The 21915-nt window shown below is 45.6% G+C and carries 24 protein-coding genes and 3 pseudogenes; 16 read left to right on the top strand and 11 right to left on the bottom strand.

Annotated features, from left to right (window positions below):
- Window positions 1–177 precede the first annotated feature (177 nt).
- Window positions 178–1014 (top strand): alpha/beta hydrolase, encoded by an 837-nt coding sequence (locus MBEAL2_RS13425; RefSeq protein ID WP_047152798.1) that lies wholly within the window; start codon window positions 178–180, stop codon window positions 1012–1014.
- 402 nt (window positions 1015–1416) lie between these two features.
- Window positions 1417–1800: a hypothetical protein gene (locus MBEAL2_RS13415; protein ID WP_047152796.1), complete on the top strand. Its 384-nt coding sequence runs from the start codon at window positions 1417–1419 to the stop codon at window positions 1798–1800.
- Between the two features lie 85 nt (window positions 1801–1885).
- On the opposite strand, the gene MBEAL2_RS13410 is transcribed toward MBEAL2_RS13415, so the two are convergent.
- Window positions 1886–2311 (bottom strand): hypothetical protein, encoded by a 426-nt coding sequence (locus tag MBEAL2_RS13410; RefSeq protein WP_047152795.1) that lies wholly within the window; start codon window positions 2309–2311, stop codon window positions 1886–1888.
- Between the two features lie 287 nt (window positions 2312–2598).
- On the opposite strand from MBEAL2_RS13410, the gene MBEAL2_RS13405 reads away from it, so the two are divergent.
- Window positions 2599–2901: a hypothetical protein gene (locus MBEAL2_RS13405; RefSeq protein ID WP_047152794.1), complete on the top strand. Its 303-nt coding sequence runs from the start codon at window positions 2599–2601 to the stop codon at window positions 2899–2901.
- A gap of 16 nt (window positions 2902–2917) precedes the next feature.
- On the opposite strand, the gene MBEAL2_RS13400 is transcribed toward MBEAL2_RS13405, so the two are convergent.
- Entirely contained in the window at window positions 2918–3343 is a 426-nt protein-coding gene (locus tag MBEAL2_RS13400; protein ID WP_047152793.1) for a VOC family protein, read from the bottom strand.
- Between the two features lie 370 nt (window positions 3344–3713).
- Between MBEAL2_RS13400 and MBEAL2_RS30225 the strand changes: the two are divergent.
- The 9 genes and pseudogenes from MBEAL2_RS30225 to MBEAL2_RS13355 all read left to right on the top strand — a co-directional run.
- Window positions 3714–3896, top strand: a pseudogene (locus MBEAL2_RS30225) (YqkE family protein); the annotation flags it as partial.
- Window position 3897: 1 nt separating this feature from the next.
- Window positions 3898–5118, top strand: a complete 1221-nt coding sequence (locus tag MBEAL2_RS13390) for a multidrug effflux MFS transporter (RefSeq protein ID WP_047152791.1) — start codon at window positions 3898–3900, stop codon at window positions 5116–5118.
- Between the two features lie 235 nt (window positions 5119–5353).
- Window positions 5354–5992, top strand: coding sequence for a GntR family transcriptional regulator (locus tag MBEAL2_RS13385; protein WP_047152790.1), 639 nt, complete (start codon window positions 5354–5356; stop codon window positions 5990–5992).
- Window positions 5993–6018: 26 nt separating this feature from the next.
- The gene (locus MBEAL2_RS13380) at window positions 6019–7308 is read left to right on the top strand and encodes an MFS transporter (RefSeq protein WP_047152789.1); all 1290 of its coding nucleotides are present in this window, start codon (window positions 6019–6021) and stop codon (window positions 7306–7308) included.
- Complete coding sequence (locus MBEAL2_RS13375; protein ID WP_047152788.1) at window positions 7308–8411, top strand: Ldh family oxidoreductase; 1104 nt, start codon at window positions 7308–7310, stop codon at window positions 8409–8411. Before MBEAL2_RS13380 ends, MBEAL2_RS13375 begins: the two co-directional genes overlap by 1 nt.
- A gap of 27 nt (window positions 8412–8438) precedes the next feature.
- A complete protein-coding gene (locus tag MBEAL2_RS13370; protein WP_047152787.1) occupies window positions 8439–9326 on the top strand; it encodes a fumarylacetoacetate hydrolase family protein in 888 nt (295 codons plus the stop codon).
- Between the two features lie 71 nt (window positions 9327–9397).
- Window positions 9398–10153 carry an HpcH/HpaI aldolase family protein gene (locus MBEAL2_RS13365; RefSeq protein ID WP_047152786.1) on the top strand — a complete coding sequence of 252 codons (756 nt, stop codon included), beginning with the start codon at window positions 9398–9400 and terminating at the stop codon, window positions 10151–10153.
- A 168-nt stretch (window positions 10154–10321) separates the two neighbouring features.
- On the top strand, window positions 10322–11245 hold the full coding sequence (locus MBEAL2_RS13360; RefSeq protein ID WP_047152785.1) for a DMT family transporter: 924 nt from the start codon (window positions 10322–10324) through the stop codon (window positions 11243–11245).
- A gap of 96 nt (window positions 11246–11341) precedes the next feature.
- Window positions 11342–11794 (top strand): hypothetical protein, encoded by a 453-nt coding sequence (locus MBEAL2_RS13355; RefSeq protein ID WP_047152784.1) that lies wholly within the window; start codon window positions 11342–11344, stop codon window positions 11792–11794.
- Window positions 11795–11886: 92 nt separating this feature from the next.
- Here MBEAL2_RS13355 and MBEAL2_RS13350 read toward each other — a convergent pair whose 3' ends face one another.
- From MBEAL2_RS13350 to MBEAL2_RS13325, 6 genes and pseudogenes are all read right to left on the bottom strand, one after another.
- Window positions 11887–12393, bottom strand: a complete 507-nt coding sequence (locus MBEAL2_RS13350) for a DUF309 domain-containing protein (protein ID WP_047152783.1) — start codon at window positions 12391–12393, stop codon at window positions 11887–11889.
- A gap of 81 nt (window positions 12394–12474) precedes the next feature.
- Window positions 12475–13029 (bottom strand): DUF3231 family protein, encoded by a 555-nt coding sequence (locus MBEAL2_RS13345; RefSeq protein ID WP_047152782.1) that lies wholly within the window; start codon window positions 13027–13029, stop codon window positions 12475–12477.
- Window positions 13030–13175: 146 nt separating this feature from the next.
- Window positions 13176–13965: pseudogene (locus tag MBEAL2_RS13340) on the bottom strand (SDR family NAD(P)-dependent oxidoreductase).
- A gap of 55 nt (window positions 13966–14020) precedes the next feature.
- Window positions 14021–14974, bottom strand: coding sequence for a magnesium/cobalt transporter CorA (corA, locus tag MBEAL2_RS13335; RefSeq protein WP_047152781.1), 954 nt, complete (start codon window positions 14972–14974; stop codon window positions 14021–14023).
- Between the two features lie 101 nt (window positions 14975–15075).
- On the bottom strand, window positions 15076–15657 hold the full coding sequence (locus MBEAL2_RS13330) for a TetR/AcrR family transcriptional regulator (RefSeq protein ID WP_047152780.1): 582 nt from the start codon (window positions 15655–15657) through the stop codon (window positions 15076–15078).
- Between the two features lie 5 nt (window positions 15658–15662).
- Window positions 15663–16454, bottom strand: a complete 792-nt coding sequence (locus tag MBEAL2_RS13325) for an alpha/beta fold hydrolase (protein WP_047152779.1) — start codon at window positions 16452–16454, stop codon at window positions 15663–15665.
- Window positions 16455–16654: 200 nt separating this feature from the next.
- Between MBEAL2_RS13325 and MBEAL2_RS13320 the strand changes: the two genes are divergently transcribed.
- Window positions 16655–17596, top strand: a complete 942-nt coding sequence (locus MBEAL2_RS13320) for a PD-(D/E)XK nuclease family protein (RefSeq protein WP_047152778.1) — start codon at window positions 16655–16657, stop codon at window positions 17594–17596.
- A gap of 16 nt (window positions 17597–17612) precedes the next feature.
- The gene (locus tag MBEAL2_RS13315; RefSeq protein WP_047152777.1) at window positions 17613–18386 is read left to right on the top strand and encodes an NRDE family protein; all 774 of its coding nucleotides are present in this window, start codon (window positions 17613–17615) and stop codon (window positions 18384–18386) included.
- Here MBEAL2_RS13315 and mug read toward each other — a convergent pair.
- Complete coding sequence (gene mug, locus MBEAL2_RS13310; RefSeq protein WP_047152776.1) at window positions 18383–18901, bottom strand: G/U mismatch-specific DNA glycosylase; 519 nt, start codon at window positions 18899–18901, stop codon at window positions 18383–18385. The two genes, MBEAL2_RS13315 and mug, sit on opposite strands and share 4 nt — an antisense overlap.
- 245 nt (window positions 18902–19146) lie before the next feature.
- Here mug and MBEAL2_RS13305 point away from each other — a divergent pair, with 245 nt between their 5' ends.
- Together MBEAL2_RS13305 and MBEAL2_RS13300 are read left to right on the top strand one after the other, a co-directional pair.
- On the top strand, window positions 19147–20361 hold the full coding sequence (locus MBEAL2_RS13305) for a serine-tRNA(Ala) deacylase AlaX (RefSeq protein WP_047152775.1): 1215 nt from the start codon (window positions 19147–19149) through the stop codon (window positions 20359–20361).
- A gap of 114 nt (window positions 20362–20475) precedes the next feature.
- On the top strand, window positions 20476–21345 hold the full coding sequence (locus tag MBEAL2_RS13300) for a gamma-glutamylcyclotransferase family protein (protein ID WP_047152774.1): 870 nt from the start codon (window positions 20476–20478) through the stop codon (window positions 21343–21345).
- Here the strand turns inward: MBEAL2_RS13300 and MBEAL2_RS30220 are convergent.
- Together MBEAL2_RS30220 and MBEAL2_RS13295 are read right to left on the bottom strand one after the other, a co-directional pair.
- A complete protein-coding gene (locus MBEAL2_RS30220; RefSeq protein ID WP_236692829.1) occupies window positions 21323–21478 on the bottom strand; it encodes an Mpo1-like protein in 156 nt (51 codons plus the stop codon). The two genes, MBEAL2_RS13300 and MBEAL2_RS30220, sit on opposite strands and share 23 nt — an antisense overlap.
- A pseudogene (locus MBEAL2_RS13295) lies at window positions 21475–21912 on the bottom strand (glycosyl hydrolase family 18 protein); the annotation flags it as partial. The gene MBEAL2_RS30220 and the pseudogene MBEAL2_RS13295, both read right to left, overlap by 4 nt.
- Window positions 21913–21915: the final 3 nt, after the last annotated feature.

The following is a 21915-nucleotide window of genomic DNA, read 5'->3' as shown; positions in this document are numbered from 1 at the left end:
ATATTAAATCCATGTCCGCCATTTTTTAGAAATGAAGAGGTTAGCGAAAATGCTATTTCTTCAAATTATTTTGTCGGGTATGCATTTAAAAAGAATCTAATTTATGTTCACCAAGCTATCATTTTATATTGTTGTGGAGCAAAAAGCTTTTTGAACTAAAAAGGAGGGATTTCTTTGATGACAATGGAAGGGACATTTTATGGCGTTAAGGGAGCTGAACTATTTTATCGCGTCTTTAAACCAAAAGGGGTTCCAAAAGCGGCAGTTATTGTAGTACATGGACATGGCGACCATAGTGGCGGGTTACAGAACCTTTGTGCATGCCTGGTAGAACATGAATATATCGCTTATGCTTTTGATTTGCGCGGGCATGGAAAAAGTTCGGGTACAAGGGGATTTATTCGGACATGGGAAGAATATAGGGGGGATTTACACGAGTTTCGGAAGCTAGTAACTTCAGAGCTTTCTGAACTGCCACTGTATATCGTGGCACATAGCCTTGGCGGGGTTATTAGCCTCGACTATTCTTTATATCATGGTGCAGATATTGCGGGACTTGTTGCAATTGCCCCTGCCGTTTCTTATGAAGTTAAACCGATAGAGAAATTACTTATTGCCTTAATGGGTAAGCTTAAACCAGATTATACGATTGAAAAATCCAGTAATCTACATTTATTAACACAAGACCCAGAAATGATTACCAGACTTAGTTCTGATGTCCTGCGTCACAATACGGTAACACCTGGTTTGGGGCGCGGTTTAATTCAAACGCTATCAGGCTTAATGAACCAAGCACATTCTATTGAAATGCCGTTTTTGTTACAATACGGACTTGACGATGAAATTACGCCCCCAACGAAGCTGCGTCAGTTCTTTAACTCTGTCGGTTCCCAAGACAAACAGAAGTTTGAATACGATTCTATGCGGCACCGTCCGTTTGATGATTTGGGTCGAAAACAATTTTTCGCAGACATGTTAAGTTGGTTAGACCGGCAAATCGCAAGTGAAAAATAAGACCTCCTAATTTTTAGGGGGTCTTTCTATTCATTATTCACAGTAGAGACTTTGATTATATGACGCCGTAACCATAAATAAAAAAGAACCTCAGCAACATTTCCAATGATTGCATTTGCCATATTCCATTTACTGTTAAACCTATCAAAAACATCTCCTAATGCGATATAACCTACAATCGAATAAATCACAAAAAAACCAAACAGAATGGTCAAATAACGAATAGTAAGAGGTAGATACATACAAATAAACCTGTCTATAAAATCATTATTGTCGCCTTTTGGTGTTGGCGATATAACAAATTATGACACCCCAGCTGTAATTAACCAATAAACAAGGTTGTTATATTCTGAGATAATCAAAGAGCATCCAAGATATTGAAAAGCCTACGGTGGTGATAAAATGATGAAATATATTTCGTCAAACTTAATTCTGTTTACTTTATTTGTAGCAGGCACAATAATTACATTATCTATTGTATATAACAATATTGATAATCCATTCTCTTATAAATTTGTTATAGGATATGTTATTTTTCTTCTTTCATATGGCTTGTACTTAACTTGTACAGCTGTTATAAATTCAATCAAGCTAAATCGGGTTGAATTTAAAAAATTAATTTTGCGGTTTATTACTTTGTTTATTTTCCTTAGTATAGCAACATTTATTTGTAACTACTTTTTTAAACCTTCAAAAATTGAACTTTATGATTTTTCTCCTGTTCTAGGCTTATCTTTAGCCATGTCTTTTTTCGAATTAGCGTTCTTTAGTAAGAAAAAAGACTAAAATGTTGATCTGCTTTTGGGGAAGCAGTGCCAGATAGAAAATCCATTACTGGTTCATAAATAGGCCAGATTGGCCCCCCCTTTCTTTAGATGGGGGAGGAAACCCGGAGGTCTTCCCCTGCCAGCCTGCCAAATCCTTTGCCGTACTTGACCACCTTCACCTTCTTGACGGACGGTGCCCGCGCACAGCCTTTCAGCACAATCATTTTGCCTTTGTTGTTTGTCCCGCTGACAAGAGAGTCCTTGCCGTCAAACCTGACCATATCCATCAGTTGCAACGGATAGCGCATCCGGTGGATGCTTCTTCTTCTCTTAGTTAACTTCAACCCCCGGTACTGGCGCAGGTTTGCTTGGGCCACCTCACGGTTCCGTGTGCGCCATTCTGATTCAGTGCATACACCATCTAAAACATCTCCTTTGCGAAGATAAAGCAGAGAACCGATTTCTTGCGAAATCGTCTCCGTAGGTTCCCATCGACCGTTTCCTTCCTGCGAGGGAAGAGGTCTAATCAACCAGGCTTATGCGTTCACACAGGCCTGCCACTTCAGTGGCGGGTCGTTGACCTGAAGACTTAAATAGAAATTAACTTTTATCAGCGACGGGAATCGAGTGTTCAATAACTCTGTTTCGGCAGCTTTTTTGTTCCGGTAACGGGTAACGCTTTTAATGATAGTTATGGGGCGTCTTCGAACAAAAAAAACATAGATGAATTGAACAGTTGCATTTGATAAAATCAAATATGGCAAATCGAATTAATTATACTAAATGCCAACCTTCTGGCTTAAGAGAAGGCGAGAATTTGTTTGGAATTAAGGGAACTGATTCCAAAGAATCTATTGCCGTAAAACAGCACGATGGTTACTTTATTTTGAAAAATAAGGATCTCTCCTTGTATTTCGAGAAACCTAAGAAAAAGGAGAACGGCTCTGTCGCAAACGATGCGAACAGAGCCTTTTTTTGCATTGTTCCGCGTAAGCAAAATCGTTGCCACAGTGGGAGGGTGATTATTGGCATTGAAAATGCGGATTCAGCCAGGATTTTATTATGTCATATGAACGTAACAGTGGAAATCTGTTATGAAGTGCCAAGTACAAACGGATAGCGTCGCTAACAATAACTTACTGTTGGCTCTCAGTGTAAATTTGGAAAGTTACGCCGAACTTATCCGTTACAATACCGTAAGCAGGGCTAAAATGAGTTTCTTGCAGCGGCATATTCACTTGACCGCCTTGCTGCAAGGATTCATACATTTGTTTTGACTTTTCCAGGTCATTAGTTGAAATACAGATGGTCACTTGATTTCCACTTTGATGGGGTTGACCTGGAAATATATCAGAAAACATAAGATCCGTTTCGCCAACTTTTAACATTGCGTGTGCCACACGTTCCTTTGCATCTGTTGGTAAAGGAAATTCGGGGTTTTCCGGCATCTCTCCGAAAGTTTGGGTAAAGAGGACTTTAGCATCCAGTGCTTTTTCGTAAAATTGAATAGCTTCTTTTGCATTTCCATTCATCATTAAATAGGGGATCAATCGCGTTGTCATGATTCGTCAACTCCTTGATTCTAAATTATTTTCTATCCATTATTAGCCATAACTCGATTATAAAACAAAGAACATATGTTTGCAATGTTAAAATTTGAACTGAAGTCAGGCATTGTTTTAACCCCGGCATGAAATTGGAGATCATTTTGCACTCCCCTCAGGATCATCAAGGAGATAACCTGCATTTTTGACAAACAGCAATTATACGGGCAACTAAACTTGCCAGTTTACACGCAGCAATGCTACGATTCTATTAAAATATAGTGAAAAAGAGGGATCGTGATGGCAAAAAAGAAGCAAAAAACCACAAACATACAAGTTTGAAAAACGCGAAAAAGAAGACCAAACGCCTCTTGGCGCTCTTGGCGATCGCATTGATTTATCTGCCCTTGAAAAGCTAAAGCAAACTTCGCAGGAACTAAAGCAAAAGGAACAGGCAAAGCTGGAAGCGGAAAGGGAAAAGAAAAAAGCCGAGCAGCGCACACGGGAAAAAAATAAAACATTTGCCGATTTGCTTGAGGAAAGCAACATGGACTGGAAAAAGTTCAAGTAGGATGAACAATCTTACGAACGGTCTCGACTCTGCTTCACAAAAACCTGCTTTATCATATCGATTGTGGATGGTCATACTATTAGGCTCACTGTCCGCATTCGGGCCGCTATCCCTTGATATGTACCTGCCTTCATTACCAACACTGGCTAAGGATTTACATACGACGGCATCCCTTACCCAGCTAAGCCTGACCTTTTGCCTGCTCGGGCTTTCATTCGGACAGCTGCTTGCGGGCCCGCTTAGCGATGTACGGGGGCGGCGAACCCCTCTTCTTATCGGGCTCGCTATTTATGCTGTATCATCGGCATTATGCGCGTTTGCTCCTTCTATTTGGATATTGATTATTCTGCGGTTTATTCAAGGAATGGCAGGAGCTGCAGGCATTGTTATTTCCCGCGCGATGGCCCGTGATCTGTATTCAGGTTCGGAATTAACAAAATTCTTCTCCCTTCTGATGCTCGTTAACGGGGCTGCCCCGATACTTGCACCTATTATAGGAGGACAGTTGCTCCGAGTGACGCCCTGGACCGGTGTATTCCTTGTATTGAGTGCGATTGGCCTTGTGATGTTCATTGCCGTGCGTGCGGGGTTGCCGGAGACACTGCCTGCTGAACGCCGGTCTGAGGGAGGAATCACCCATACGCTGTCCACCTTTCGCAGCCTTATTAGCGATCGGGTTTTCATAGGGTATGCGTTATCACAGGGGCTTGTCGTTGCGGCGATGTTTGCTTACATATCGGGGTCACCGTTCGTCCTTCAGGAGATTTACGGCGCTTCGCCTCAGATGTTCAGTCTGTTCTTCGCGATTAATGGCCTCGGAATTATTATGACCGGACAAATCGCCGGCAGGCTGGCCGGCCGGATAGGGGAGGGAAAATTATTTATCAGCGGGCTTTGCCTTGCTTTTCTTGGCGGCACGGCGCTGCTCGCCGTGATTCTTATGGGTGCAGGCTTACCTGCTATTCTTCCGTGTTTGTTTATCGTCGTATCGAGCGTTGGAATTATAACGACGGCAGGCTTTTCGCTCGCTATGCAAAACCATGGAGAGTCGGCAGGGAGTGCTTCAGCACTGCTTGGATTATTGTCATTCGTCTTTGGAGGAATCGCAGCCCCTCTCGTCGGGCTTGGCGGAAGCCAGACAGCGGTACCGATGGGAGTTGTCATTGCTGTTGCCGGTATTGGCTCCGTTCTCTGCTATTTCATTTTGGCACGGCGGAATTAGTTGGTAATGCTGGTTCATGATTTTGATTAAACAGGGTAGGAATTCATACGAATCAAGCAGACCTAACTGAAATTAGGTCTGCTTTTTTGCATGTATAGATAGGCCTTTAACCTTTAAATGGATGTAATAATAAAAAATAATCTAAAATGACTAAATTGTTAAAAATATAGTTTACAGAAAATTATATATAATATATTATATACTATATATTAGACAAACAGGGGAGTTAATCGAAATGAATCTTCATTTGGCAGCACCTAAACCATTGAAAGTACAGACTTATGAAATTCTAAAGGAGGCGATTATACGCGGCATTTTAACGGACAACGAAATGATGACCGAGAAGCGGGCAGCAGAACAATTTCAAGTTAGTAGAACCCCATTTCGTGAAGCAATTCAAATCCTCGAATCGGAAGGCTGGGTCTATACGATTCCTTATAAAGGGACATACATAAGCCCAATTACTGCCCGTGATATGGAAGAGGTTTTCGAGTTGCGCGTAATGCTGGAGACATCAATTGTGGAGAAGATTTTATTAAACGTCAGTGAGGATAGCTTAAAAAGACTGGAACAGTTAATTTCGATTATGAAAACAAATCCTGCAGAACAGGATGACTATGAATTTATGGCGATTGATCATGATTTTCATAAAGTCATTTATGAATTAACAAACAACAAGAGAATTATTGGTGTATTTGAACAAACGTCAGATACCATTCGGCGGATTGGTGTACGGGTATTACACCGCAAAAATAGAAGGGAAGAAGTTATTTCAGAACATATGGAAATTGTGAAAGGTTTAAGAGACGGTACAGCTGGAAAGGCCTTACTTGAGCACTTAATGAAAACAAAATCATCTTTTAGTGATCTATAAACCATGTGAAAAAAGAGGTGAATTGCATGAAAAAAACAAATGGCAGATGGGGTGTCGTCATTTTGATTTTTTTGGCCACATCCATCAATTATTTGGACCGTTCGAATCTTGGCGTTGCCGGCCCGGCAATGATGAAAGAGCTTTCATTTTCAAAAGTTGAATTTGGCATTCTAGGCTCCGCTTTCTTCTGGACGTATACATTAATGCAAATTCCTGTAGGAGCTATCGTCGATAAACTGGGAGCACGAGTCACCTATGCAGTGGCGATTTTATGGTGGTCTATATTCGGAGCCTTAACGGCCACCGGACGCTCTCTTGGAGCGCTTATCGGAATCCGTGCTCTCATGGGAATTGGGGAGTCACCGGCTTTTCCAACCAACACCCGCGTTATCTCCGATTGGCTGCCAACTCATGAGCGCGGATTTGCAAACGGCTTATTTACAACGGGGATTGCTGTAGGAGCCGGGCTTACCACCCCACTCGTAGCATGGGTAGTTGAAAACTTCGGCTGGCGCGTATCCTTTATCATCACGGGTTCACTTGGTGTTATCTGGGTTTTCCTCTGGCTTTATTATTTTAAAAATCGTCCGAGTGAAAGCCGCATCGCTAATGAAGCAGAAGTTGCGTATATTGAAGCGGGGCAAACAGCGCCTGAAAAAACAGAAGAATCTAAAGTTAAGTGGTACCAGTTATTAAAACAACGAAATGTTTGGTGTATTTTATACGGGCTGTTTGCCCAGGACTACTTGCTTTATCTCATGCTCACCTGGCTGCCAACCTATTTGGTTGTTGAAAAACACATGACATTGATTAAAGCCGGTTTTAACTCAATTCTCCCATGGGTTGCCGCATCTGCAGGTGCTTTGCTCGGAGGCTATCTTTCAGACAGGCTCGTTAAGAGAGGTTGGGAACCAATCAAGGCTCGCAAAACAATTATGACGATAGGCATGCTCCTTTCCCTGTTTATCATTCCGGGGGCCTTTGTTGAAAGCGCTTCATCCGCTATCCTCCTCATTTCGCTCTCGATGGGGGGAATGATGTTTGCGAATGGCTCTTCCTGGGCGATCATTGCTGACATTGCACCTAAGGGCACAGAAGGGACCCTCGCTGGTATGCAGAACTTCATTGGTAATATAGCTGGATGGATTGCCCCAATTCTGACAGGTTTTCTGGCCGATCGTCTCCATAACTTCGTTGCAGCCCTTGTCATTGCTGGTGTTATTGGAGGAGTGGCAGCGCTCATTTATGGATTGTTTTTGAAAAAAGATAACAAGCCGCTTACACAAGAAAAAATAGCAACGGAGGTCGTTTCCTAATGAGTTCTTTCTATCGTATAAACCCGCAACCGCTTTCAGAGATTTGTTCACTCATTTTGCAGAACAATGGAGTGCCGGTTGAAGATGCAAAAACGGTGTCTGATTCCCTTGTCGATGCCGATTTAAGAGGTGTCAGCAGCCATGGCGTAATACGGATGTCGATCTATCTTAACCGGTTAGAGAAGGGAGTTATGGCTAAGCAAACAGAGGTTGTAACTATGAATGAAACGGAAAGCACAGCTGTCCTCGACGGCGGATACGGAATCGGCCAGGTTGTTTCACAGCGAGCGATTGACTTATTGCTGGAGAAGGCGAAAAACGCGAATCTCGCTGCCATTTCCGTGCGTAGAAGCAATCATTTCGGTGCGGCCGCCTATTGGGCTTCCCAATTGCTAGAACATAACATGATTGGTTTTGTTGTTAGCAATGTAGAGCCATTAATGCCACCTCCAGGAGGAGCCGCAGCAAAGGTAGGAAACAATCCGATTGCGATGGCCATCCCTGCCGGAGACGAGAAGCCGATCGTAGTAGATATGGCCACAAGCGTTGTTCCGCTCGGGAAAATCCTGGCTGCAAAAAGCAAAGGACAGGAAATCCCACTGGGCTGGGCAGTAGACCGGTCTGGCGAACCGACAACAAATCCCGATGACGTTGTTCAAGGCGGATTTTTATTCCCGGTAGGCGGACCGAAAGGATATGGCCTTGCCGTTCTCGTTGATATTCTTTCCGCAGTGCTAAGTAATGGAGCGATTGGCCCGGATATTCATTCCATGTATCAGGATTTTGAAAACCCGAATGACATTAGCCATTTCTTCATGGCTTTAAGGGTAGACGCATTTATGGATCCGACGCTGTTTAAAGCTTCCGTAGATCGGTACATCCAATATATGAAAGATACTCCTTTAACGGCAGGCGCAAAGGAAATTTATCTTCCAGGGGAGATCGAGGCAAACAACAAGGAGAAAAATTTAATAGAAGGAATTGTTCTGCCTAAATCAGTAGTGGAAGAATTGGAGAACTTCGCACGGGCGGCAGGGATTCAAGCTTCTTTAATAGAAGAATTAACAAACAATCCATATGAAGAAACAGTATCTAACATTTAGGGGAAATAAGAAAGGGGAAAAGAAGATATGAAATTGCTCCATTTTAAAAAAGGCGACCGACTCGGATTAGGAATTCAAACGGAACAGGGAATTATAGATGTAGAACAAGCAGGTGAGCAGCTAAATATAAGCCTGCCGAACACTGTGGATGCTCTTATCGCCAGTAGGGACGAGGGGATTCAAGCTCTTAAACAACTAGTAGACAATGCTCTATCGAGTGAAAATCCACAACAATTCCTCGTCAGCGAAGAGAATGTTGAATATGGCCCGTGCGTACAATCCCCGGAAAAAATTATTTGCGTAGGGCTTAACTATATTAACCATGCGGAAGAATCAAAAATGGCGGTTCCTACTTCACCTATTTTATTCAGCAAGTTTAACAATGCCCTGGCGGGCCATAAAGAGGTTGTGTATCTTCCAGAAGACGCGGAAAAATTCGATTATGAAGCGGAACTGCTCATTGTTATCGGGAAAACGGCAAAAAATGTGAGTGAAGAAGAAGCTCTCTCTTATGTGTTCGGATACAGTATTGGAAATGACTTATCCGCCCGGGACCTCCAATTCCGAACGGGGCAGTGGCTGCTTGGAAAAACGAGTGATGGGTTTGCCCCTGTTGGCCCTTACCTTGTGACAGCCGATGAAATTCCTAACCCAGGCAATCTCGAAGTGAAATGTGAGGTCAACGGAGAGCTGCGGCAGTCTGCAAATACAAAAGATATGATATTCTCCTGCGCAACCATTATTAGCTACGCCTCCCGCTATATGACGTTAAAGCCAGGAGACATCATTTTCTCGGGAACACCTGATGGGGTGATTCTGGGCTATCCGGAATCCGAGCAGCATTGGTTAAAGTCCGGAGATGAGATTACTGTTTCGATAGAGAAAATCGGTACACTGACAAATACACTTGAATAACTCTTGATAGAGGTCCTGCAGATTACTGCAGGCCTTCTTTTCAGTACACGAATGACTAGAGGAGGCATACAATGTTTAAATCTATAATTAAAAACGGAAAAGATGTCGTGGGGATTTGGCAAAGAATTCCTTCTCCCATTGTTTCTGAAGTTCTATCCCTAACCGGAGTCGATTTTGTTACGGTTGATATGGAACACGGTCCGGTGGATCTCTCTGATTTACGAGCCATCGTTCCGGTGTATAAAAAAGCCGGCATCCCTGTTATACTTCGCGTAGCTTCCGGCACCTCTATGTTCATTTCAAAGGTACTCGATTTAGGCGTGGATGGCGTGATGCTGCCGCAGGTAAATAACGTGCAAGAGGCAAGAGCTATCGTGGAAGCTTCAAAGTTCGGACCTCTTGGCAAACGGGGAGTGGGCGGAGCGTGTGCTGCCGATCATTATGGGGATATGAATATAAAGGACTTCGTCCAGAGTGAAAATGATAGAGTCATAACCATTGTACAAATTGAAACGGAACAAGCCATTAGAAATTTGGATGAAATCATCGGCGTGGAAGGGGTAGATTTATTTTACATAGGGCCGATGGATTTGTCCCAATCGCTTGGTTTAACAGGAATGCTCGATCATCCGGTTGTAATAGAAACGATTCAGAAAATCATAGATAAAGTAAAAGAGAGAGGCAAATCCATCGGCATGCATGGCACCAGCGTGGACTTTATCAACTTCTGGAGAGAGCGGGGCGTCCATTACTTTACGCACGGCATAGATAGCGTTTTTCTTAAACAGGGCGTACGTGACGCATACAAATCGGTCCGCTTACCTTAATTGTTTAACAAAACAAAGAGAAGGAGCATACCTTCGAATTCCTAAGGTTTTTGCCAGTGAAACCCTTTTCTTGTTCGGATATTGAACTTTATTAGCATTGCTTCTCCTGCGGGTAACGCAGTATACTGATGCATGCATCTACATTACAGAACGGTAGGGATACTGCATATGTTATCCAGTTATTTAGTACTTCTCATCCCCGTTATCATTTGGGGGAGCAATTTTGTTGTCGGCAGCTGGTTAGTCGGACAGTTCCATCCTCTTATCCTGGCAGCCATTCGTATTATCTTTACTTCATGCTTTCTTCTTGGCTTTGCATTTTTTACCCATCGATTCATTCGCATCAAAAAACGCCAATGGGTTTATCTGCTCGCTATCGCCTTTATAGGAACGCTGCTGAATCAGACCTTTTTCTTCCAGGCTTTAGGCTATACAAGCGCAACGGAAGCGGCGTTGATTATGTCCCTGGCTCCGATAGCAACAAGCATTATGGCATATTTCTTTCTTCGGGAGCCCTTGACTGTCCGGATGATTCTTGGCTCTTTAATTGCTGTATTCGGTGTTTACATGCTCGTTGCGGTTGGCAAACAGCACGTTGCCATTGGGTTAGGCGACTTGCTGGCCGGGGGAGCGATGCTTACCTTCTCCATTAGCCTGATACTCATCCGTAAGCTGACACAGACGTTTGAGTCCACTTCAGCGACCGTATATTCCACCATTTTAGGCGCTTGCATGTTCGTTCCTTTCGTCTATGTGAACGACCAGCACCCGATTGTCGCTCATTCTGTTTGGCCTTGGGTTCTTGCTGCTTTATCCGGTATTTTGTCCCAGGGAGTAGGCGGTTTAATATGGAACCGGGGAATTACCAAAGTAGGCGCTTCGAAGGCGTCCATCTTGCTCAATCTGCAGCCATTTGTCGCGATGATTGTGGGATATATTGCCTTAGGTTCACCCATTACGAAATCGCAGGTAATCGGCGGCACACTTATTGTGCTGGGAGTCGTTTTTGCGACAGTCAGGTTTCGGGCAATCAAGTGGCAAACGAAGAAAAACCCCGCTATATCTAATGAGATGTGCGCGGTGGAAAAGTAAACAAAAGACTAGGCTGCCTTTATTCCGGGGCAGCCTATTTATATGTCTAATTTTGATGGTATACTATGGTTAAATTTATGGAAGGGGCGCCCAGCAATGAAAAAACCCGCCTTTATCACCTTATTTTTTATTATCTTCTTTTTGTTATCCGGGTGTATGGAATCGAAATCCAAACAGGCCACCTATGGCTCCGCGCCGGAGTCATCACGCCCCGGACAAACCGGATATCTTACTGTATCACCGGTAAATTTGTTTGATGGCGATGCCGCAAAGTTTAGAGCCTTTCTTGGTTCTATGTCCGGTGCTGTTAAACTGAAATACAAAGGAAATAAACCAAGCAGCGAATTTGAGATTGAGAAAAATCCAAAGATGAATTCATCGGTCACGCTTCAGTTGAACGACGACCTCCAGGTTCCGGATTCTCGCGAAATCGCTATATGGGGAATGCAGGCGACAGACGAAAATAGCATTTCGGCAAGCGGTTCCATTGATGAAGCGTCAAAAAAAGCAAAGTGGGCTCTTATTTGTAGGGTTTCATTAGTAGAATAAAGGCTGCGTCTTTTTTAGGGTATGGACAGAAAAACCATCGTCTCTACAATAGGAAACGGTGGTTTTGGCGTTAAAAGGAGCGATAGTCCGCTTTATTTTCGCTCCTGTATTGCTTTTTCTCTTTCTGCGATTACATCCGTCCGGTCCCGCAGCTTATGCTTGTGAATAAGGTACTCATCCTGGGGATCCGTTGCTGACATCCAGGATACGCCGCGCCTTTCGCATACTTCCTCGCATGCCTGCAGCAAGGCAGCACTGCTTATCGGCAGCGATAGATCTGTGTACGGAGCCTGCTTTTGGACTTCCTCTTTTCTTGCTTCTATCTCTTTAAGCAGCCGGGGTCCATCTAAGCCAACTCCATTTAATTCCTCAGAAGTTAAACGCTGCAGCGCTCCACCAAGCATCTTGGCAGCACCCGCAAAATTTCCTCTCCGCTGGTGATACAAACCAACCGCGATTTGAATCAGGCCGACCCATAACCTGCTTCGTTCGGAAGGAGGAAGGCTTTTCCAATATTCTTCCAGCACTTCATGGCATTCGAAGTAATCCCTGTCTGCATGAAAATATACGAGATAGTCAATAAGTGCCTGTGGGTACATCCGCGATTCCTCACTTTATACTTTTCAGCAAGTATAGCACGGATTTGGCAGACAGCAGAGTAGGGAGAGCAGAAAATCTATCTACTCATTCTCGCGGGGGCGGCCAGGCGGATAGTAGTAGGGGGGAACTTTCAGCCAGCCTCTTTCTCTCATAAGAGACTTAAATACGGCTCCATACTTCATTAAGTGAACCTGGAATTGAAAAAAGAGGATACCTATATCATTTCGAACAGACTGAGCCATGGCTGAACCGCAAATTGTTATTACGGAAGCAATTTTGGCTGAAACCGCGTTAGCAAGCTCGTCATTGGTCAGCTTCACGCCAAGCGGAACAGCATCCGGGTTCGATTTCGGCTTATCCTCCGGTGCGGGCGGAAGAGGAACGCCTTCCTCTGTCATAAATTTCTTTAACCTATCAGTGTCTTGCCTGGAACCTATTTCTGCTTTTTCGAGCGCGTGCCGCAGCTCGCTGTCTGTTGTCGTATTTAAACCGGATATATACATCGTGTGGGCCTCCTGGAAAATCGCCAGCAGTATCCAGCAATTCATCACTTCTCCCACATGAAGAGGCGGCTTTGGTTCTTCATCTATCAAAGAATTAACAACGGTTGTTACGGCCTCGACTATACTGGTCATTACATACCCTCCTTTTTCCTTAGTTTGCTGCCGATTCCCCTCATTATTCCAATTCGCCAAGAAAAATCGAATCGGGCGGAACATCAAATTTTAGGAGAGGAGAAGACTGATACCGAATCTTCTCCAACATAAGAGTTTCTCAAATCTTAAAAAGCCCGGAGAGAGCCGCCGTTCACCGTATACTCGGCACCCGTTACGAAAGCCGCCTGATCCGATGCCAGGAAGAGGACAACCGATGCTACTTCTTCCGGGCGGCCAATCCTGCCGAGCGGCAGCTGCCGCACCTCTTTCGCGAAATGCTCGATCGCCTGCTCCTTCTCCATGCCGAATTGCTCGGCCAGACTGTCCGCAAATCCACCTGGATTATCCCAGAGCGGGGTTCGTGTCGGTCCCGGCGATACGGCATTGACTCGGATGCTGCGGGCCGAATTCATTTGACAGCGCTTTGGATACGCTGAGCATCGCCGCTTTTAGCGCACTGTAATCAATCAAAATCGTATCCGGCTGCCTTCCGCTTTCCGACGCAATGTTGATAATGGAGCCATTCTGCTGCTTAATCATATAGGGGAGTGCAGCGCGGCTGGCGCGAACCATACTCATCAAGTTCGTTTCAAACATTTGCGTCCAATCCTCGTCGCCCGTTTGCAAAAAACCTTCTCTCGCCGGTGCAATGCCTACGTTATTGACCAGTACGTCAATTTTACCGAACGCATCGACAGCCTTTTGAATGAGAGTATCCGGACCTTTCGGCTGGCTCAAATCGACAGCTACCGGCACGAGCTGTTTATCGTATCCAAGTTCACGCAGTGTATCCGTCGTGCGGCTGCCGCCCACGACTCTGGCGCCTTCTTCTAAAAAGCTGCGAGTAATCGCCAGACCAATTCCTGCGCTTGCTCCTGTAACAACAACGACCTTATTTTCCAAACCCAGATTCATAAGTGTTTCCTCCTCTTGTCATATAAGTTGTAAGGTAGTCTACCGCTAACACGCTTTAAGAGTTAAACCAGCCTTTTCTCCGGAACCAGAGAAACATCCCAAAGCCAATGACAAACATGCCGCCCAGCACATCGTAATAACCGTAACGCCACTTTAGTTCCGGCATGTATTCGAAATTCATCCCATAAATGCCTGCAATAAACGTAAGCGGGATGAAGATGGAAGAAATAATGGTGAGTGTCATCATGATTGAATTCATACGATTGGAGTTTAGAGAAATATAGTTATCCCTCATATCCGCAGTCATTTCACGGCTTGAGTCTACGATTTCCGAGAGCCGAAGCAGGTGGTCATAAATATCCGCAAAATAAATCCGGTGTTCTTTAAACCCTTCCAATCGTTCCGAATTTAATACCCTGTAAAATAAATCCCTCATTGAGACGATCGTGCGCCGAAGCTTAAGCAGGTCAGCCCGCAGCTCAAACATTTGGTCCATGAGAACACGCCCGGGAAGACCTTTTGTATTCTCGTCCAAATCTTCCAGATCGTCCTCCATCTTATAGGCAGCCGGAAAATAGTTATCGACGAGCTTATCCATAATCAGGTAAGCGATATAGACAGGCCCATTCTTCCAGGCCTTTCCTTTCTCACACACTTTCCCCCATGCTTCTTCCATTTCCTTCGGCTCGGTTTGGTGAAAAGAAACGATATAATTGCTTCCGACAAAGAGGTCTACTTCGTCAGGAATAAGTGTTTCCTGGTTCAGTGCGTGCAGGACAAAGAAGCTGTATCCGTCGTAATAATCCAATTTCGGCCGCTGTAGAAAATGCAGGCAATCTTCAATCGCCAGCGGATGGAAATGGAAGTGTGTTTCAAGCAGTGTAACTTCATCAATATCAGGGGCACTAAAATCGACCCAATACCAGGCAATATTCGGCAAAGCAAGCTGTTCAAGGGATAAATTATGTATAAGTTCTGATTCATTTGTTACGGCCAGCGTCCGGATCAACGAAATCCTCCTTACTAAACATAATGGGTAGATTCTTCTTCTTCATTATTATACCTAAAGGCAAGGGAAAGGATAAAGTATGACGAAAAATCCCGGCGGCATTACGTACCAACCCCATGCCATAGGAGGGAAACGAGGTACCTGGCTTCTTTACCCGGGTCAACGTACTCGTCCTTCATCAACAGCTCACCCGCTCTTTGCCCAACGATGGCTTGAAAGAGAAAGCCGGCGTCCATAGGCCGAATCCCGGGTCGAAGTTCACCGGAAGCTATGCCTTCCTCCGCAATGACGAGAACCTGGTGGAAAAATTTCTCCCTCCATTCGAGTAGTCTCTTCGACACTTCCCCGGAGAACACAGGAGCCTCCTGGAAAAGGATTCGATACAAGGAAGAATGATGTTGAATCCTTTCCAGGTAATCGGCTGCGAGATTTTCAAATCGCTGGCAGGCTGTCCTGCCGGAGGGCTGAACGGCGCGGGCTTCATCCGCGATTTGCTCTGCGAGCGTCAGTAAAATCCCTTCTTTATTAGAGAAGTATTCGTATAGAGTAGTTCGCGCTATCCCGCATTTTTGTGCGATATGGTCCATTGTCACATTCCGATATCCATCCTGCTTAAACAATGCGAGAGCGTTCGTTACGATTTCCTGTTTTCGTTCAGCCGCCGTTTTACGATTTCGCGCCATTCATTTCACCATCCAATTTCTTTGAGAAAGTCCGCCACCAGCCGATCATAAATTTCCCGCTGGCACAGATTTGTGGGGTCAAACGAGTTTGGAACGATTTCCAATTTAGAATTCGGAATGGCATCCATTGCCCTCTGCATGTAGCGCACGCCTACCTTTGTGAAGTTACCAACAAGGCCCAATGCAGGACAATGTACTTGCCCCAGGTTACGGGTATGATTGGCGGCATTAATGGCAAGGCGCTGTAAAACATGCTCATGGTTTCGCATATGTGAAACAATCCGCACCAGGTGTTTCTGTGCCAGCGGCCAATGCCGGTACTGGTGTTTAACGGCCGGGATGAGCCAACTTCTAGGAAGATATATCGACCATAAAGCTCCGTATTGGGAAAGCATAAGCAGCGCTTCCGTAATCCCGACAATCTGAGTATCCCCAAAGGAATCTGTGATAACCAGGGCTTTTACACGTTCCGGATAGCGTAGAACGAAATGAAAGCAAAAAACACCACCATACGACGTACCCGCAAATACAGCTTTTTCAATTCCGAGCTTATCGAGCAGCAGGGCGATATCGTCGCATTGCCGGTCCAATACAGTACGAATCGGTCCCGTCAGCTTGCCCGATTGGCCGTTTCCGCGTATATCAGGGCAAATGACACGGTGTGATTTCGAAAAGGTTTCAACCTGCGGTTCAAACATTTCGTGGGTAGCCCCTAAACCGTGTATAAACACGATCGGATTTCCTTTCCCTTCGTCCAAATAGAAGATTTCAGTACCATTAAGGAGTGCAGTCGGCATAAAGATTCCCCTCTTTAATATGTTTCCGACAATGCGTCGGTTTATACTTATCATAACCGACACAACGTCGGTAATCAAGAGAAACTGCAGCCTTAAAGAAAAACTGAGACAAAAGAACGTTTTCCTTCCTGCTATAAAGGAAATACATAGAAAAAAGTAGAAATAATACATAAACCTTATCTAGCGAAAGGGGAAGGCATATGACCTACCTGGCACCGCCTTATCCTGAATGGTCCTGGTCTCTGTCACGTGACCAGATGTTTCATGCGTGCAAACGCCAATATTATTTTCACTATTATGCTTCTCACGGCGGTTGGCTTCTGACTTCAAATGAAGAGGCGAAGACCGCCTACCGGCTTAAGCAGCTTAAAAATCTTTACCTCGCATTCGGCGAAGCGGTTCACCAGGCCGCACAGGATTTGCTTCAGCTGCGAGAACAGCAAGGTTCTTATCCTGAACCAGGGTCCATTGCCGCCTACTTGCGCAGGATGATGAATGATACATATAAAAGCTCCAAAAATCTGGATGAATGGTGGGTACGCCCCAGACAATCCGGGATGCTGCATGAGATATACTACGAGGGCGGGCTTCCCCCCACGCGAACCGCCACAATAAGCGAGCGCATTGCCGCGTGTGCGGAAAACCTTCTGCAAAGTGAAAGCTGGAAAGAGCTTTGCAATGAACCGGAGGCAAAGCTGCTTGAAGTGGAGAAGCTCAGTTATTTTACGTTGCACGAAGACAAGCTGTATGTAAAACTCGATGCCTTATACCGCCGCGATGACGGAATGTGGGTCATTGTCGACTGGAAAACGGGGCGCAAAGATGAAAAAAACAAAGAACAGATGGCATTATATGCCCTCTACGTACATGAATGCTACGGGGTGCCGCTCGACCACATTGAGGTGAGAACCGAATATTTGCTGGCCGGCCGCTGTGAGCGGGTCGTGCTGCCGGAAGAGGAACTCATTCACTTAAAAAGGAAAATTGCATACAGCCTGGACAGTATGAAGACGTACCTGGCCGATGATTATTATAACCGGCCGCTCCCTGTGGAGAAGTTCCTGCCAGCAGCAGATCGTACGGTATGCCGCTGGTGCAGCTTCCAGCAGCTGTGCCCGGAAAAACAGCTTGAAGAGGTGTAACGAAGGAGGAGTTCTTTTGTGTTTGATTCTTTTCGCCTATAAGGCCCACCCGGACTACCCGCTCATTGTCGCGGCCAACCGGGACGAGTTCTACAACCGCCCGACTGCGCCCGCCGCATTCTGGGAGGATTATCCTTTCATTCTTGCCGGAAGGGATCTGGAGAAGATGGGGACGTGGATGGGGGTTACAAAAACCGGCCGTTTTGCGGCCATTACGAATTACCGGGATCCGCTGGATGTACGTGATGATGTGAAATCTCGCGGGGAATTGGTAAGTGACTATCTTTCTTCAGATATTGCTCCGGAGCAATACTTATGTAAAGTGAAAGAGCACCACAGGGATTACAATAGGTTTAACCTGCTCGTCGGCGACACAACATCCCTGTTCTATTACTCTACTCTGGAAAACATTGTGAGTGAAATTGAGCCGGGTATACATGGGCTGAGCAATCATGTACTCGATACTTCATGGCCAAAGGTCTCGATTGGCAAAGAGAGGCTGGCGCATTTGCTTAAGGAAAAAGGAAGGCTGGATACAAAGCCGCTATTTGACATTCTTTCCGATGAGAAGAGGGCGCCTGATACGGATCTGCCGAATACAGGGGTTGGAATCGAGTGGGAAAGAATGCTGTCTCCGCTGTTTATTAGAAGCGGTGGGTATGGCACCCGCTCATCGACGGTCGTCCTATTCAATAATAAAAACCGCATCCTGTTTGAGGAGCGGTTTTACCAGCCGGATTCGCTAGTTCAGGAGCAGTCTGTATATGAATTTGATGCCACTTACGCTTAATCATCCTTGACCTGATCAAGCAACTCCTTCAATTCCCGGTATATAGCCACCACATCCTCCAGCTTCATGCGAACGAGGCCGCTGGAGGAAGGGGCAACAAACTCGATGACATTTTTCACAACCGATTCCGCCTGGACGCCCCAGTCTGCTTTTCGGCGTCCGCTGTATTCCTGATATACGTCTTTGCCGACAAAGCAGACAACCTTGGGAAGATAGCGGGCGATTTTTTTTCTAAGGATTTCTCTGCCTTCTCTATATTCTTCCTTCGTAATTTCAGCGGCAGTGCGGGTCGGCCTGGCTACAATATTCGTAAACCCGTATCCGTATTCAAGTAATTGGTCGCCTTCTTCTGACTGGTATTTTCGCGGAGTTAAACCTGAACGGTAGAGAATGGTCCAGAAACGGTTATTCGGGTTTGCATAATGGTGCCCGACTTTACTTGAACGCAGGCTGGGATTGTAGCCGACAAACAAAAGATCCAGGTTTTCTTGAATATGATCCGGGATAGGGTCCATACTGACATCCTCCGCTCCATTGAATGATTCTATTCCTTTTATATACCTGTAAAGGGACAAATAAACAGGAACAAAACAAAAAAAAGTCCTTCTGCACGCAGCAGAAGGCAAGTAGGGAGTAAAAAGGGAATTACTAAATGCTATTAGGTTAGTCGTGTTGAAAAGGGAGTATGCTTATTTATTCCCCCTCCGGCTGACATTGAAACAATCGTGAGAAGAAAATTTACACGCAAAGGGGAAAAACGATGAAAGATAAACTTTATTATGAAGATCCGTATAAGAAAGAGTTTACTGCATCCATCCTTCGCCAGGGGACAGAAAGGGATGGCACTCCGTTTGTTGTGCTTACGCAAACCGCCTTCTATCCGACCGGGGGCGGGCAGCCATGCGATCTGGGAACCCTTAGTGGAATTGACGTGATAGATGTAGAAGAAATAGAAGGAGAAATCCGCCATCGCCTCCGAGGGGCGCTCCCAGAAGACAAAAGTGAAATTGCAGGGAAAATAGACTGGCAGCGCAGATTCGATCATATGCAGCAGCACACAGGACAGCACATTCTGTCTGCAGCTTTTGAACAATTGTACGATGCGGCCACCGTCGGTTTTCACCTGGGCCGGGAAACGGTGACCGTCGATATTGCACTGCCGGAACTGAGCCGGGAGCAGGCAGAAGCTGTGGAACAGCTCGCCAATTCTATCGTATTTGAAAATCGGGACATCATTGCCCGCTTCGTTGAACCGCAGGAGCTGGCTCAGCTTCCTCTGCGCAAGCCGCCGTCTGTCAGCGAAAATGTCCGGATTGTTATGATTGCGGATTTTGATTACAGCCCCTGCGGCGGAACGCACCCCTCACGGACAGGGGAGGTCGGCCCCATTAAAATCCTTACCTGGGAACGGTACAAAAATAACAACCGTATCGAGTTTGTGTGCGGAGCGCGTACCATACGGGAAATGAACAAAAAACAAATGATTCTCCGCGATGCAAGCCGCCTGCTCACGAGCGGAGAGGCGGAGCTGGCGGACAATGTTACACGCCTGTTAACTGAACGCAAAGAGCTGGAACGTTCGCTGCTGGAAGCGAGGGGAAAGCTGTTTGAATACGAGGCGGGGGAACTGGTGGAAGCGGCGCCGCTGAACGCCGGCATTCATCTGGTAACGAAAACCTTTACCGACCGAACCATGCAGGATTTACAAAAGCTTGCAAATCACGTAACGTCGATAAAGCCAAATACAGTCGCCCTATTTGCTGGTTACGGGGACAAGACACAGCTTGTTTTTGCACGCGGTTCTGCGGTTCCTATTGCCATGAACAACCTGCTAAAGGAAACACTTCCGCTTATTGACGGAAAAGGCGGAGGGAACCCCAATGTTGCCCAGGGCGGCGGAAATATGAGCGTTTCGGCGGGGGATGTAGTTGCCTATGCAGAAAGGATACTCAAAGAGAGCCTTTCTAGTAATTAAAAGAACCGGACGAAAATACCGCATACAAAATAGCAGGCACTACTAAGATAAGAATAGCACCATCTTAACTATCTTCTTTTTGTATATAACAACTTAACAAAAGGGGGAACTCCAGTGCCAGAACAGAAAGTATACGTGTTTGTTTACGGGACCTTAAGAAAAAACGAACCAAACCATTCATTGCTGTCGTCAGCCAAGATGATTTCAAGACAGTGCTGGATGTATGGCGCTTTGTACGATACTGGTTTAGGGTACCCGGTCATGCTTCGGAGCAGCGATGAAAAGGTGTACGGGGAATGCTACCAGATACCCAAAAAGCAGCTTCATACACTTGATGAGTTAGAAGGCTACAAAGGAGAAGATGAAGAAAACCTCTATACCAGGGAAATACACCTGGTCCACATGGATTCAGGCATTGTTGAAGCCTATGTTTATATCAATCCGTCGTTTAACATACATTCCTTGAAAAAAATTCCCCATGGAGATTGGAAAATTTACCGCCTTGTTTCCCAGCTTTCTTTGTCTTATTTCGCTTACGGTTCCTGTATGGACGACGAAAGATTTAAAAAATCGAAAGTTGAGCATTTGTTTCAAGACTTGATAGGGCGGGGTGTTTTATCGAATTATTCGTTAAGGTATACGCGGGTTGCGCCGGATGGGGGAAGAGCCGATATTGTTGAAGGCGGCAGCCATGTTGAAGGAAAAGTATACCGGATTGGCCACCAGGCGGTTACTTATTTGTACCGGCGGGAAGGAGTGGACAACCGTATGTACAGGCCAACCGTCGTAGATATCAAAACAGAATCAGGAACACTCTCTGATGTGCTCACCTTTGTTGTAGTAGATAAACAAAAAGAAACCGCGCCGCCCGAGTGGTATGCACGCGAAATCATACGAGGGGGCAGCGGGACACTAAACAAGGCCTATATTTCCCGGCTTTGTGCCGAATTGCAGACGAAATTCAATATGATGATACGGCCATGACGAATGAAGTGCCGATAAAATGCCAAACCCGCGTCGCCGCTTTGCTGTGCTGCCGGACATAAAACGGCCAGAATTCTTCATAATATAAGGCAGCAAAAGCCGGGAAGAAGAAATTCCTCCCGGCTTTTCTCATTGTCCACGCTTGACGACATCGAAATTATCGCTGATCAGAAGCCAGTTTTGGGGGAAAGAAAGCCCTAGCTTCCAGTAGCTAATCCCGCGGATCTCCAGTTCTTTTATCAGATTAAATTTTGCCTGAATGGAACGGGCATCCTCAAACCAAACAGTATGGTTTTTCCCCTGATCATCTACATAATCAAAGTGGGGAGCCTGAGCCGTCTCGTCGTAAAGAATCGAAACCTCATTCACTCTCGCCAGTTCAATCGCTTCCTGCGGACTCACCGCTTTCGCGTACTTCCCGCCGGGTACGTAGGGGAGTGTCCAATCGTATCCATATAAATTCTGGCCCATCATAATTTTAGAAGCCGGCATCTCGCTTATCGCATATTCCAGCACCCGCCTCACCGGGGTGATCGGCGATACGGGCATTGGCGGACCTCCACCGTATAC

Origin of the sequence: Aneurinibacillus tyrosinisolvens (assembly GCF_001015055.1) — a bacterium.
Taxonomy (GTDB): Bacteria; Bacillota; Bacilli; order Aneurinibacillales; family Aneurinibacillaceae; genus Aneurinibacillus_A; species Aneurinibacillus_A tyrosinisolvens.
Note: the sequence above shows the minus strand (reverse complement) of the source record. Positions and strands in the feature narration are given on the sequence as shown.